The organism is Rhodanobacter sp. B04, from assembly GCF_002001125.1.
Classification (GTDB): Bacteria; Pseudomonadota; Gammaproteobacteria; order Xanthomonadales; family Rhodanobacteraceae; genus Rhodanobacter.
In genome coordinates this window covers 1-13,718 of record NZ_MUNV01000020.1, presented here as the reverse complement: position 1 = coordinate 13,718, position 13,718 = coordinate 1, and the positions used below count along the sequence as shown (strand labels likewise).

Genomic DNA, 13,718 nt, shown 5'->3' with positions numbered 1-13,718 from the left:
TGCGGCACGCAACAGCAACTCTCCCCGCATGGATCGGCAGGGACAGGTGATGTGACGTTCCGACGTTCGTTGGTGGATCAGACGGCCGGTGGCCCGCGCGAGCGCCGTTCAAGCAGCGCAGGCTGCGGTGAATCCTGCCGTGAACCAGGAGCCGACCAGGAGGCGGCAGGAAGTGCCGGCACGGTGAGGACGATGCCCGATGTCAGAACCGGGCTGTGGCACATCAAGGTGCAGTAACCGCATGCCTCGTCCGCATTCGGTGTGTCCGGGTGTCCAGGCGCGTCGGGATGATGCGCGTGGACGCCCGACCCTGGGCAGTCCATGCCAGGCATCTGTCCCGGTGCTGCATGGGCCAGGGTCCGGGAAATCGAAGGCGCAAAGAGGATCAACGCCAGCGCGAAGCCCGCCAGCCAAGTGACAAATCCACGTTGAACGCGCTGACGAATCAAGAGGACCCCGGCGGGGCCAACCTTTGACCCTGATCCAGACATGATGCCATGCCCCGCGCGGTTCGCAAAAAAAAACGGGCCGTGGCGAAACGTCACAGCCTGGATAGGATGCTGCCCGCGGTTGTTCGATACGGGCTTGTTGGGCGACATGCCGACGGGCGCAAAAAGGCAATGATCGCGCGTCACCGATCCATCCCAATATCTGAGCTACGCCCTCATATCGCGGTGATCTGATCGATACAACGCCATACCGTGTGCGTGAAAAAATCCGGACACGCGCTATGGATCAAGCTCGCCCCAGGTTCTGCTGACTTGGTGGCATTCGCCCCGTTCCACCCTGCGTCGCACAGTCTGGAATGGCTTGAAGAAATTCAAGTTCTTGCGCCAGGGTGCGGCATCAACGACATCCGGACCACACTCCAGGTCATGTTAAATTGATCCATTGAGCGTGCACCCTCGATCCGGTAATACGCGTGTTCCGACGTAAGGCTTCCCGACAGATAGTTTCATGGCTGGCTCTGCTGGCCATGGCGCTTATTGTCGTGATGCCGGTGATTTCCCGCGTCATGCCGATGACGGCATCCATGCCAGGCATGGGTGACACGTGTCCGCAGCGGATGGCCGGAGAGAAGCATCCGGCGCCCGCCGACCCGACCGATCGATGCGGCTACTGCGTCCTGCTTGGCCATCAATCGATACTCGCCTCGAGCCAGGTGCTCCACCTGTTGCCCGCAGCGCCTGGCGTGGCCGAGTCGACACCCCTCCGGGTGCGCCGCATGGATGCGACCCCACGGTTGAGTGCGGATCCACGCGGGCCACCGCGCATCGGCTGATTCATGGGCGCATGCGGGCCGCCACGATGGCGGCAAGCGCGTGCCATTCGACCTTTGCCGCTGACTTTCCCGACGCCCCACTGCGCTGCATCGCGCCGTGTTTCGTGGCTGTCCGGTTGGTGCCCCCGGCAATCCCCAGCCTTTGCGAGCCACACGCTGGTCTCGCTCAATTCATCGGGAACTCCATTCATGCGTATCGTGAATCTTCTTCGCACGTCCATGCCTCTGGGCAGGCGTCGTGCACCGGCTGTACGAACCACGCTCCATTTCTCCACCAGGTCGGGGCTGCGCAACACAGGGATGATGTCGGCGGGTCTGCTCGCACTCGGGCTGCTTCCGCAAGTGGCGCAAGCCTGCGCGACCTGCGGCTGCACCTTGAGCACCGATGCCGCCACCGGTTACTCCACCGCCTCCGGTTGGCGCCTCAATGTGGATTACACCTTCATCGACCAGGATCAGCTTCGTCACGGAAGCAGCAAGGCGACGCCAGCTCAAGTGGTCAACCAGCCTTCCGATCCATCGCTCGGCGGCGGTGAAATCGAAAAGGGCACCATCAACCGCTATATCAATTTCGCCGCGACCTATCGTTTCAATGCGGATTGGGGCGTGACCTTCGTGGTGCCGTACGTATTGCGCGATCACGAGACCTACGGCACGCAGCTGCAGCCCTATACGCTTGCCGAGAGCGCACCGGACCAGGTCAGCAGCGCCCATGTCGCCGGCATCGGCGATGCCAAGATCCTGGCCAGCTACCAGGGCTTTCTGCCAACCCACAATTTCGGCGTGCAGTTCGGCGTGAAGCTGCCGACCGGCAATGACGGCGGCCAGGCCGAGGATGGCAACCTGGTCGGTCATCCGGTGACGTTCCGGAACGGTCCTGGCTTGGGACAGTCGCTGGATACCAGCCTGCAGGCGGGCACCGGCAGTACCGATCTCATCATCGGCGCGTATTACTTCCAGCCGGTGAGCCAGAACTTCGATGCCTTCGTCAACGGGCAGTTCCAGGCCGCCGTCAAGGAGAGCCTCGATCAGCCTGGCGCGGATTATCGCCCCGGCAACCTTGCCTCGATCAGTTTTGGCCTGCGCTACGAGGCGCACGCGAACTGGGTGCCGCAGGTGCAGATCAATTGGTTCCACAAGATGGCCGACCAGGGCTTCCTGGCCGACGCACCCGACACCGAAGGCACCGTGGCCTACCTGAGTCCGGGCATCAGCGGCAGCCTGACCAAGAACGTGCAGATGTATGCCTTCGTGCAGGTCCCGGTGTATAGCCACCTGCAGGGCTATCAGCTGTTTCCGGGATGGACGGGCACCGTCGGCATCAGCATGAAACTCTGAGCACGAACGTCCCATGGAATGAGTGTTGCCGGCATGGTCCGGCAGCGCTCCGCGAGATCATCCGAGCATGCCTATCCTTCATCGCGTCACGCTCAACCTCTGCAAAGCGATGGCGTGTCTTGCGCTGAGCGTCATCGCGCAAGTTGCGTCCGCCAACGAGCTGGAAGTGGGCCGAATGGCGCCACCCATCACGCTGCATACGCTCGACGGCAAGCAGATCAGCCTGCAAGACCTGCGCGGCAAGGTGGTCATCGTGACGTTCTGGGCCACCTGGTGCGTGCCATGCCGGGACGAGCTGCCCGTGCTTTCGCGATATGCGCAAGCGCACGCTGGCGATGGCCTGGCCGTACTCGGCTTCAGCCTCGACAGTCCGGATGACATCGAACAGGTACGCGCTGTTGCACGCAGCCTGAGCTTCCCCGTGGGGTTGCTGGGCGATCCGCATGTGCCCGGCTACGGACGCATCTGGCACCTGCCGGTCAGCTTCACGATCGACCGCGACGGCCGACTGGTCGACAACGGATGGAAAGACCGTGAGCCGGCATGGACCAGCCAGCAACTGGAACAAATCGTCACGCCTTTGCTGGATCGCGCGCACTGACGCGTGGCCATGGATTCGGTGGTTCGAATCCGCCGGAGCACCGCGGCGATCCGGACTCGACGCGGCGGCGCGCCACGTTCCGCTTATTTTTGCGCGGGCTGCGAACCGAGCAGGTGGCCGTTCACTTCGGTGTCGTACAGCGACTGCGGCGTGTCGTGATATTTCGCGCGTGTCTCGGCCAGGTTGCCGGTATAGCGCGGATCCTGCGGACGCTCGTGCGCATCCATGAACATCGCCACGTCCCACGCGTCCTGGTCGCTCAGGCTGCCGCCGCGACTCAGCGGCATGTTCGCCTTGATGAAGGCGGCGGCGTTGTCCAGCTCGTGCATGCCGGCGCCCCAGTTGAACGATTGCGGCCCCCACAGCGGCGGGAACACGTTGCGCCCGGCCACCTGCTGGCCCTGCCCGTCGGCACCGTGGCACAGCGCGCAGTTCGCCGCGTAGACCTTTTCACCGCGCGCGTAATCCGCGGGTTGCGGCGGTTTGAAACCCTGCTTCGGATAACCGGCGCCCTGCAACTTGACGCCGACCGGCGCGCCCTTTGCCATCCACCACGCGTAGGTTTCCAGCGCCACCATCTCGGCACTGTCCAGCGGCGGTGCCTTGCCGTTCATGCTGAAGCGGAAACAGCCCTGCAAGCGTTCGCCGAACGTGTTCACGTGGCCATTCTTCTTGCGGTATTGCGGATACATGCCGTAGGCGCCCCACAACGGCGCCGAATTGGCCAGCCGGCCGGCATCCAGATGGCAGTTGCTGCAGCTGAGCGTGTTGCCGGCATACGCACTGGCATGCGCCGGCGTGTCGGTGAAGATGTCGCGACCCTGGCGGATCACATCGCCCAGCGGGCCGCCGGGAATGTCTGTTTCCGATGGCGGCGTGAATGCCGGCGATGACGGCTTGGTGACGACGCTGTTTGTCACCGTGCTTGAAGCAGCGGGCGCTGCACTGGCGGCTGCCGTTGTCGGTGTTTTCTGCGAGCAGGCATTCAACGCGCCTATCGCGACGGTCGCCGCCAGCAAGGCGAGCAGGGGTTTCATGGCGTGGCCCCTTTCGCATCGAGCGGTTGCGCGGCAAACCAGCCGGCCACGGCATTGATGTCCTGCGCACTGAGCGCATTCGACAGATGCTGCATCAGCTGCAGCGGATCGTTGTGTCGCGTGCCCTGCTGCCATGCCTTGAGCTGCGCATCGATATACGCGGCCGGCTGCCCGGCCAACGGCGGGAAATGCGCACCCACACCGATACCGGAGGGGCCGTGGCATTGCACGCATGCGGGTACCTGCTTGTCCCAACGACCACGCGTGGCGAGTACGGCACCGACGCTATCCGTCGCGGGCATCGGCGTGGCCGGCTCCATTAGCGCGGGCGGAATCGGCAGCTTGCTGTAGTACGCCGCCAGTGCCGCGCGCTCGTCTTCACTGAGCGCCATGGCGGTGGCCTGCATGACCGGGCTCGTACGTGCGCCGCCGGCAAAGTCATCCAGCTGCTTTTGCAGATAGGCCGCGTCGAGTCCGGCCAGCCGCGGGTTGCCGGTGCTGGCCTGACCGCCTCCGTCGACACCGTGACAGGCCATGCACGGTGCCGCACCCTTGCCGTTGCCTTGCGTCGTGATCGCCGCCGCGTCGACGGCATGCGCCGCACCGACCGGCAGCGCCGTCGCGGCGGCCAGACCGAAACCAAGCAACCACATTCGTGAGCCGACGTGCTGCATTCTGCCCATCCTCAATGCGCCGGCAGGAAGCCGTACTTGCGATACACCGCCTGCGCCGCGGGGCTCTGCATGAAGGCCAGGAAATCCTTTGCGGCCTGCTCGTGCGGCGCATCCTTCATGCGTGCGGCGGTATAGGTGGCCGTGACATTCTGGCTCGCCGGAATCGTCACCGTCTCGACCGGGAAATGCATGATCTGCTGCTGGAAATACGCCTCGGTCGACCACACCGGCGCCGCGTCCGACTCGCCCTGCAGCACGCGCAGCGGCGACTGGCGGTGGTGGATGCGGGTGAGGAAGGTGCTGCCGTCCTTCGCCTTGGTATCCATGATGGTGCGGTCGAGCGCATCGCCACCGGCCCTGCGATAGCTCGCTTCGATCTGCTTCGCGATGCCCTCCCACGCCGGGTTCGGCATGCTCACGCGCACATCGCTACGGCCAAGATCAGTCAGCCCGGTGATGTGTTTCGGATTGCCCCTCGCCACCAGGATCGCCAGCGGATTGCGCGCGTAGTCGTAGCTGTCGGCGAACCAGCCGTGCTTCTGCTGGTTGTCGGCGATCGCATCCTTGCCGGCCGTATAGATGTCTGGCTTCAGCGTAATGCGCAGGTTGCCCATCACCAGCGTGCCGCTCTGGATCTGTTTGGCGAGAATGCCCGGCGGCAAGGTTTCGGCATAGATCCGCTGGTACTGGGGATGTGCCTGCTTGAACGCTTCCAGCAAGTCATGCACCACCATGAACTGGTTGCCGGCGAAGAACAACACCAGTTGCGGATCGACGATATCGCCGTGCAGGTCGGCGATCGCATCCACCGGCGGCACGCTGAACTGCAGGCCCGCCGGTGGCGGATTCCACGGTGGCAGGTAGTCGGTCCTGTCGGCCGCGTTGGCGACGAAGCTGGCCGCCAGCAACAGGCCCATGACGAAATGGCGCATCACATGTTTCCCTGGCAACGCGTGGATCACAGCGGCATCAGGGCGTAACCCTGCTGCTCGAGCACGGTGATCGTGGTCAGCGCGGACAACGCCAGCGTGACGTGCGAATCCACCCAGTCGTACTGGAACTTGTGTTCCGCGACGGCCTGGCCGCACACCGCGATATCGACACCGGCCTTGCGCAGCTGTTCGATCAACGGCAGGTTCGGATTGGCCACGCCATACGCTTTCTTGTACTGCGCATCGTTCAGCACGATGGGCGTGGCACCGCCGGAGGCGATCGCCACGAATTTCAGATGGTCGAGCGGCACGCCGGCGCTGACATACAGATTCACCGCGCGTGCCACGTGATCAAGTGATGGACTCACCTCGTCAGGCTTGTCGCCGGCCTTGCTCAGGCTGAACACCACCTTGTAGGTGGCGTTGCGATCAGGCTGGTACGCCGCCTGCGGCAACCCGTGGATCTTGCCGGCGCCATTGATGGTGGGCGTCTGCCAGAAATTGTCGCCGGCGAATGCCGCGGCGGGCAGCAGGGTGAGGGCAAGCAGCATCGTGACGAAGGGACGGAGCATGACGACCTCGCAGGTTTCTCGACAACGCGGGAATGGCGTTGGCGCATGCTAAGTCCGGCCCATCCGATAAGCCAATGCGGTTTTAGTGATCGTGGCGATAAGCGCCGCTTATGTTCCTTAACGCTGCCGCGATCAGGCTGGCGCCGGCTTGCGCGCGAAATAGCGTGCCGGCGGCTGGCCGAAATTGCGCCGGAACATCGCCACGAAGGCACTGACGCTGACGTAGCCCAGCGCGTCGGCGACAACCGCCACCGGTGTACCTTCCGCCAGTTGTTCCAGGCCGCGGCTGAGGCGTGCCTGCTGGCGCCATTGCGCGAAGCTCAGCGCGGTCTCGACACGGAACAGCCGGCTGAGGCTGCGCGCGGACAGCCCGGCGCAGGTGGCCCAGTCCTCCAGGCTGCGGTTGTCATGCGGCTGTTCGAGCACGGCTTGGGCGATACGCAACAGCCGGCGGTCGAACGGCATCGGCAGGTGCAAGGGTTCGTGTGGTGCGCGGCGCATTTCATCCAGCAGCACCGACATCACCCGTTCCTGCTCCGCGTCGAGCCGCTCGTGCCAGGTCCACGAGCTGGCGCGATGTACCAGCGCCCGCAGCAGCTCGGTGATGCCGATCACGCAGGGACGCGCAGGCAGGCCATGGTCGATGTCCGGCGTGATGAACACGCCCCAGCCGCTCATCACTCCGCTGATGCTGACCGTATGCAGCTCGCCCGGCGGCATCCACCCGGCACGATGCGGCGGCAGCATCCACGAACCGTGTTCGGTGTGCACGTGGACCAGCCCGCTCTCGACGCAGAAGAATTGCCCGCGCAGGTGACGATGCCAGTCGTAGGTCTGGGTGTCCTCGCCGTATTCGCTGGCGGCTTCACGCTCGATCCGGTAGGCGATCAGTGCAGGGCCGCCGACCTGCTCGATCAGTTCGTGGACCTGCTCCTTGGAAGGTGGCATGGCCGATTCTCGATATAAATTGACCAAATAACGTTATCAGATTGCAGCGAGTCTGCCTAAGCTGTGACCTTCCCGACCGCCTACCGGCCGGGACAGATGCCGCTGCCGCCGCTCGCGGTTTCATCCATGCGGACAAATGCCTGCACCGAACAGTGTCACATCGGGCGGGATTCGCCCGTCCTGATCAGGGATGTCGCCGTGTCGCGACATCCCACGTCGAGGATGCCATGTCGCCCATTGAACTGATTTCCGTCAAATCCCGGGCCGCCGCATCGCCGGTGGAAGCCTTCATCGCCTGTGCTCACCAGATGCTTGATCCCGTGACGCCCGAGGCCGTGCGCCGCGCCATGGAGCCACGGCTGCTGGCCCAGTTGCCCGCCCTGCGGGCACTGGGCGTGTTCGAGCTTTTCGAGATCCGCGACCCGGCCCTGCGTGCGTGGCTGGCCGACGAGCTGGCCGAATTGCCTGGCCGACGCGAAATTTTGCTGAAACAAACATAAACTGACATATATTTGCCTTGACAAATATACTTTCGGCAATAGAATGCCGCGGCATGAAGCCAAACACGCCCTCCCACGAACTCTCCGGCACGCCTGATCCACATACGGCCAGCCTCGGCATGCTGCTGACCATGGTGCGCTCCGAAATGGTGCGTGCGATCGAGGCGGAACTGTCCAGCCAGGGCGTGGACCTGAGCTTTACCCAGTATCTGATCCTGAAGAAGGCGCAGCAGCTGGGTGCGGTCTCGGCTACCGAATTGGCCCGCGCCGTAGAACTCGATGGTGGCGCAATGACCCGCCAGCTCGACCAGCTGGAGCGCAAGGGTTACCTGCGCCGCTCCCCGCATGAACAGGATCGCCGGGCTCTTCGCATCGAGCTGACCGACGCCGGCGTGGCCGTATGGCAGAACACCGCCTCCGTATGCAGCGAGCGCGTGATGACCGCGTCGCAGCGCTCGCTGAGCCAGCTCGAAAGCGAGCAGCTGCACAACTACCTGGAACGCGTGCTGCAGGCACTGCGCGACAAGAACTGATTCGTTTACCTGGACACCACCCATGCGTCTGCACTTATTTGCGGCTGCGACCGCACTGACTCTTGCCCTGGCCGGCTGCGCCAGCAGCGGCGGTCTGCATCCCGACGGCACCCCGATCGATCCATCCACGCTCAAGGCCGAGCGCAGCCTAGCCGGAATCACCCTTTCACCCGCCGCATGGCCGACACAGGACTGGTGGAGCGGGCTCGGTGATCCGCAGCTCTCTGACCTGATCGGCGAAGCACTCAAGGACAACCCCGGCCTGGCGATCGCCGATGCGCGTGCACGTCAGGCGCAGGCGGAAGTCGGCGTCGCCGACGCTGCGCGTGGCCCGACCGTCAACGGCGGCGCCAGTGTTGCCGGCGCGCGCCTGCCCGATGGCCTGCTCAGCCCAGAGTCGCATTTCGCCGCCGCCAAGTACGGCTATGCCAGCTTCAACTGGGGCCTCGACCTGTGGGGCGGCAAGCGTGCCGCGTGGCAGGCCGCACTGGGCCAGGCACGCGCCGCCGATATCGAGGCACGTGCGGCGCGCATCGAACTGTCCGGCAACGTGGCACGCGCCTATGTGCAACTCGGCTATGCATACACCCAGCAGGATCTGGCGAAGGCCGAACTGGAGCGCGCCGGCAAGGCGCGTCAGCTGACCCGCCAGCGCGTGGCCGCCGGCATCGACAGCCAGCTGCAGTTGAAGCAGGACGATGCGGAAGTGGCCAGCGCCGAGCGCGAACAGGCCGTGGCGAACCGCGCAATTGATGCCGCCCGTTCGGCGCTGTCGGTGCTGCTCGGCAAGGGCCCGGATCGCGGCCTGGACATCGGTCGTCCGCAGACGCTGGCATCGGCCGTGCTGACCGTGCCAACCGACCTGCCGGTTGAACTGATCGGCCATCGTGCCGACCTGGTCGCCGCACGCTGGCGTGTCGAGGCGGCCGGCAAGGACATCAAGGTCGCCAAGACCGAGTTTCTGCCGAACGTGAACCTCGGTGCGATGGCCGGCCTGCTCAATATCGGCGGCGGCAACCTGTTCCAGGCCTCGTCCCGCTTCTACGAATTCGGCCCCACGCTGAGCCTGCCGATCTTCGACGGTGGCCGCCTGCGCGCCAATCTTTCCGGCAAGGATGCGCAGTACGACATCGCCGTGGCGCAGTACAACCAGACTCTTGTCGGTGCACTGAACCAGGTCTCCGACGACATCACCGCACAGCAGTCGCTGGACCAGCAGCTCGCCGCGCAGCAGCGCGCACTGGATGCCGCCCGGCAGGCCTGGGATCTCGCCCAGCAGCGTTACCAGGCCGGTGTCGGCAGCTATCTGGAAGCACTCAGCGTGCGCCAGCAGCTGCTGGTCGCCGAACAGGGCTTGGCGGCGCTGCAGGCGCAGCACATCGACATCTCGATCCAGCTCATTCAGGCGCTCGGCGGCGGCTATATGCCGCAAGCCGGCGACATGACTCCTTCTTCCCCTTCCTCTTCGCATTCCTGAGGCACCCCTCATGTCCAGCCAGACCCCTACCGCGACCGCCCCGGTCGCCCAGCCGCCGGAAAAGAACCGCCGCGGATTCCTGCTGCGCCTGCTCGGCGTGGTCGTGCTGCTTGCCCTGATCGCCTGGACGCTGTGGTACTTCCTCGACGGGCGCTGGTACGAAGGCACCGACGATGCCTACGTCTCCGGCAATGTGGTGCAGGTGACCCCGCAACTGTCCGGCACCGTGGTCACGATCGGTGCCGATGACGGCGACCTCGTGCATGCCGGCGACGTGCTGGTGAAACTCGACGACAGCAATACCGAAGTGGCGCTGGCCTCGGCCAGGGCGAATCTCGCCAACACGGTGCGCAAGGTGCGTGGCCTGTACAGCAGCGTCAGCGGCGCGCAGGCCGATGTGGCCGCACGTCAGGTGGCGGTGGACAAGGCGCGTGCCGACTACAACCGCCGGCGCGATCTGGCCAAGTCCGGCGCGATCTCCGCCGAGGAACTGGCGCATGCACAGGACGCGCTGACCGCCGCCGAAAGCGCTCTGATCACCGCGCAGCAGCAGTACCAGACCAGCAAGGTGCTGGTCGACGACACCGTGGTCGCCTCGCATCCGGACGTCCAGGCGGCCGCGGCGAACCTGCGCGCGGCTTACCTGGACAACCTGCGCACCACCATCGTGGCGCCGGTCGACGGCTACGTGGCGAAGCGTTCGGTGCAGCTCGGCCAGCGCATCGCTCCGGGCCTGGCGTTGATGGCGGTGGTGCCGCTGCACCAGGTGTGGATCGACGCGAACTTCAAGGAAACCCAGCTCACCCACATGCGCATCGGCCAGCCGGTGGACATCCGTAGCGATGTGTACGGCAGTGCGGTGACTTACAAGGGCAAGGTCGAGAGCCTAGGTGTCGGCACCGGTAGTGCGTTCGCCCTGCTGCCCGCGCAGAACGCCACCGGCAACTGGATCAAGATCGTGCAGCGTGTACCGGTACGCATCGTGTTCACCGATCCGAAGCAGCTGGACCAGCATCCGCTGCGCATCGGCCTGTCCACCGACGTGGACGTGAGCCTGCACGACCAGAACGGCCCGATGCTGGCGCAGCAGCCACCGACCGCACCGGCCTTCAGCACCGACGTCTACGAGAAGCAGCTGGCTCAGGCGGATGGAATGATCGCTCAGATCATCCACGCCAACATGGCCGGCGGCGGCAAGTGACACGTCGCCTGCGCCCGGCTTACGGGCGCAGGCAAACTCCCGCAACCCACGCGAACATCCATGAGCACATCCTTCCGTCCACCCAACATGGCGCTCACCACGATCGGCCTGTCGCTGGCGACCTTCATGCAGGTGCTGGACACCACGATCGCCAACGTGTCGTTGCCGACCATCGCCGGCAACCTCGGCGTCAGCGTGAACCAGAGCACCTGGGTGATCACCTCGTTCGCGGTGAGCATGGCGATCTCGCTGCCGCTCACCGGCTTCCTCACCCGTCGCTTCGGCGAAGTGAAGATGTTCATCTGGTCGACCCTGCTGTTCTCGGTCGCCTCGTTCCTGTGCGGCATCGCGCAGAGCATGGGCATGCTGATCGTGTTCCGCGCGATCCAGGGTGCGGTGGCCGGACCGATGTATCCGGTCACCCAGGCGCTGCTGATCTCGATCTATCCACCAGCCAAACGTGGCATGGCGCTGGCCCTGCTGGCGATGGTCACGGTGGTGGCGCCGATCGCCGGCCCGATCCTTGGCGGCTGGATCACCGACAACTATTCGTGGCCGTGGATCTTCTTCATCAACGTGCCGATCGGCATCTTCGCCAGCATGGTGGTCGGCAACCAGATGAAGGGCCGCAACGACGTCACCCAGCGGCCGAAGATCGACTATGTCGGCCTGATCACCCTGATCATCGGCGTGGGCGCGCTGCAGGTGGTGCTGGACAAGGGCAATGACGAGGACTGGTTCAATTCCACCTTCATCGTCATCACCAGCATCGTCTCGGCGATCAGCATCGCGGTGTTCCTGATCTGGGAACTCACCGACAAGGATCCGATCGTCGACCTGAAGCTGCTGCGCCATCGCAATTTCCGCTACGGCACGCTGGCGCTGGTGCTGGCGTATGCGGCGTTCTTCGCGATCGGCCTGCTGCTGCCGCAATGGCTGCAGCGCAATCTCGGTTACACCTCGACCTGGGCCGGCTTCGCCGCGGCGCCGATCGGCATCCTGCCGGTGCTGTTGACCGTGTTCGTCGGCAAGTACGCAGCGCGTTTCGACCTGCGCATGGTGGCGTCGTTCTCGTTCGTGGTGATGGGCGTCACCTGCTTCATGCGCTCGGACTTCTTCCTCGACATCGACTACACCCATGTTGCCCTGGTGCAGTTGCTGCAGGGTCTTGGCGTCGCGCTGTTCTTCATGCCGGTGACCACCATCCTGTTGTCGGACCTGAAGCCGAACGAGATCGCCGCCGGCGGTGGTCTGGCCACCTTCCTGCGCACGCTCGGCGCCAGCTTCTCGGCCTCGCTGACCACTTTCATGTGGGAGCACCGCGCGATCGTGCATCACGCCCAGCTGACCGAACACATCACGGTCTACGACCCGGCCACCCAGGCGACCATGGGCCAGCTTGGCGATCCGCAGACCGCGGCCAGCTTGGTGAACCAGATGATCACCCAGCAGGGTTTCCAGATTTCGTTCAACGAAGTGTTCTACATGCTGGGCTGGGTGTTCGTGGCACTCATCTTCGTGGTGTGGCTGGCGCGGCCGCCGTTCACCGCGAAGGCTGCTGCCGCATCTGGCGGGCATTGAGCAACGCCAGCGATCTCATTCGCACACCACAAAACCGGCGGGCATGACCCGCCGGTTTTGTGTCTGCCCGGCACGTCTTCAAAACCTGCAGTTACAGATCGAAGCCCATACCCAGCAAGGCCATGGTTTCGCCACGGTTGGGGCTATGCAGATCGCCGTTGGAAATGTGCCGTATCTGCACGCTGAAGCGTCGTCCCTGCCAGCCCAGCGTGCTGACGAATTCGTACGGAGAGCTGAGCGCCTGTGTGCGGCCCGTGTGCAAGGCCGGCTGGAAACTGAAGAACAGCGATCGGTACCAGTCACCGGCGTCGCCATAGCGAAACCGGGCCCCGCCCGCCACGAGCCAGACCTGGTCACGCGTCGAGTAACGATTACGGTCAAAGCTAGCGATGTCGCGGCCATCCAGCCAGCCCAGCGAGACATCCGGCGACCAGCTCAAACCGCTGCCACCGATGCGGTATTCATTGAGCACACTTTCCACAAAAAGCGTGTTCACTGCGGAGCTGTCCATGTAACTGCGCCCAGCCTGGATTTCCAGGTGCGCGGCTGCGGCGGGCAAGGCAAACAGCACCAGCGGAAATGCGAGAGCAACACGGAGTGACCTGGCAGGCAAATGCATGAAGAACCTACGGGAACAGGGCCATGATGTATTTATGTACCATACAGTTTACTAAGATGGCGTGGTGCTCAGGTGAACCCCATGGGCACGCGGAGTGAACGTTGTGTTTCATCTCGTGGATCATTCGGCGACATGTGCAGTAAGCCATCGGGTGCATGGCCTCAACCCGACCTTGCAAGAAGACCTCAAAGAAAAACCTCCATCGTTTCTGATGGAGGTTTGGGAGATAAAGCACTTGGCGTCGCCGCGTTGGCGCCTGCCATCCGCGCTCGTGACGGTCACCGTTTCTCAAACACCGCCAAGACGAAGGCCTGTCCGGGTGGGAAGGCCTTCGTGGATGAGTTGCGTGACAGAGATCTGTTGCTGCTAGCGAGCGGTCGATCGGCGCCGGTAGAGCCGGCCAAGAAAAAACCCCCACCGTTT

15 protein-coding genes are annotated in these 13,718 nt (G+C 64.2%); 8 read left to right on the top strand and 7 right to left on the bottom strand.

Annotated features, from left to right (window positions below; genetic code table 11):
- Positions 1-77: 77 nt before the first annotated feature.
- Positions 78-635 (bottom strand): DUF2946 domain-containing protein, encoded by a 558-nt coding sequence (locus tag B0E46_RS14105; protein ID WP_139350559.1) that lies wholly within the window; start codon positions 633-635, stop codon positions 78-80.
- Positions 636-1,585: 950 nt separating this feature from the next.
- Here B0E46_RS14105 and B0E46_RS14095 point away from each other — a divergent pair.
- On the top strand, positions 1,586-2,620 hold the full coding sequence (locus B0E46_RS14095; protein ID WP_217316353.1) for a transporter: 1,035 nt from the start codon (positions 1,586-1,588) through the stop codon (positions 2,618-2,620).
- A 175-nt stretch (positions 2,621-2,795) separates the two neighbouring features.
- Positions 2,796-3,221 (top strand): TlpA disulfide reductase family protein, encoded by a 426-nt coding sequence (locus B0E46_RS14090; protein ID WP_254425173.1) that lies wholly within the window; start codon positions 2,796-2,798, stop codon positions 3,219-3,221.
- An 83-nt stretch (positions 3,222-3,304) separates the two neighbouring features.
- On the opposite strand, the gene B0E46_RS14085 is transcribed toward B0E46_RS14090, so the two are convergent.
- From B0E46_RS14085 to B0E46_RS14065, 5 genes are all read right to left on the bottom strand, one after another.
- Positions 3,305-4,258, bottom strand: coding sequence for a c-type cytochrome (locus B0E46_RS14085; protein ID WP_077556415.1), 954 nt, complete (start codon positions 4,256-4,258; stop codon positions 3,305-3,307).
- Entirely contained in the window at positions 4,255-4,932 is a 678-nt protein-coding gene (locus tag B0E46_RS14080) for a c-type cytochrome (RefSeq protein WP_254425172.1), read from the bottom strand. Before B0E46_RS14080 ends, B0E46_RS14085 begins: the two co-directional genes overlap by 4 nt.
- An 11-nt stretch (positions 4,933-4,943) precedes the next feature.
- Entirely contained in the window at positions 4,944-5,864 is a 921-nt protein-coding gene (locus B0E46_RS14075) for a substrate-binding domain-containing protein (protein ID WP_077556413.1), read from the bottom strand.
- 26 nt (positions 5,865-5,890) lie between these two features.
- Positions 5,891-6,436: a DsrE family protein gene (locus B0E46_RS14070; RefSeq protein WP_077556412.1), complete on the bottom strand. Its 546-nt coding sequence runs from the start codon at positions 6,434-6,436 to the stop codon at positions 5,891-5,893.
- Positions 6,437-6,568: 132 nt separating this feature from the next.
- Positions 6,569-7,384 (bottom strand): helix-turn-helix transcriptional regulator, encoded by an 816-nt coding sequence (locus B0E46_RS14065; protein WP_077556411.1) that lies wholly within the window; start codon positions 7,382-7,384, stop codon positions 6,569-6,571.
- A 227-nt stretch (positions 7,385-7,611) separates the two neighbouring features.
- Between B0E46_RS14065 and B0E46_RS14060 the strand changes: the two genes are divergently transcribed.
- Genes B0E46_RS14060 through B0E46_RS14040 form a run of 5 tightly spaced genes read left to right on the top strand, consistent with a single transcriptional unit; the run spans position 7,612 to position 12,676 of the window.
- Positions 7,612-7,884 (top strand): hypothetical protein, encoded by a 273-nt coding sequence (locus tag B0E46_RS14060; RefSeq protein WP_077440781.1) that lies wholly within the window; start codon positions 7,612-7,614, stop codon positions 7,882-7,884.
- A gap of 53 nt (positions 7,885-7,937) precedes the next feature.
- On the top strand, positions 7,938-8,417 hold the full coding sequence (locus tag B0E46_RS14055; protein WP_343124473.1) for a MarR family transcriptional regulator: 480 nt from the start codon (positions 7,938-7,940) through the stop codon (positions 8,415-8,417).
- 22 nt (positions 8,418-8,439) lie between these two features.
- Positions 8,440-9,894, top strand: a complete 1,455-nt coding sequence (locus B0E46_RS14050; protein WP_077556410.1) for an efflux transporter outer membrane subunit — start codon at positions 8,440-8,442, stop codon at positions 9,892-9,894.
- 10 nt (positions 9,895-9,904) lie between these two features.
- On the top strand, positions 9,905-11,095 hold the full coding sequence (locus tag B0E46_RS14045; RefSeq protein ID WP_077556409.1) for an efflux RND transporter periplasmic adaptor subunit: 1,191 nt from the start codon (positions 9,905-9,907) through the stop codon (positions 11,093-11,095).
- 60 nt (positions 11,096-11,155) lie between these two features.
- Positions 11,156-12,676: a DHA2 family efflux MFS transporter permease subunit gene (locus B0E46_RS14040; protein ID WP_077556408.1), complete on the top strand. Its 1,521-nt coding sequence runs from the start codon at positions 11,156-11,158 to the stop codon at positions 12,674-12,676.
- Positions 12,677-12,767: 91 nt separating this feature from the next.
- Here the strand turns inward: B0E46_RS14040 and B0E46_RS14035 are convergent, their stop codons facing one another.
- A complete protein-coding gene (locus B0E46_RS14035) occupies positions 12,768-13,187 on the bottom strand; it encodes an acyloxyacyl hydrolase (RefSeq protein WP_254425171.1) in 420 nt (139 codons plus the stop codon).
- A 189-nt stretch (positions 13,188-13,376) separates the two neighbouring features.
- On the opposite strand from B0E46_RS14035, the gene B0E46_RS17905 reads away from it, so the two are divergent.
- Positions 13,377-13,718 (top strand): hypothetical protein (locus B0E46_RS17905; protein WP_217316352.1); only part of this gene is annotated, 342 nt, incomplete at its 3' end.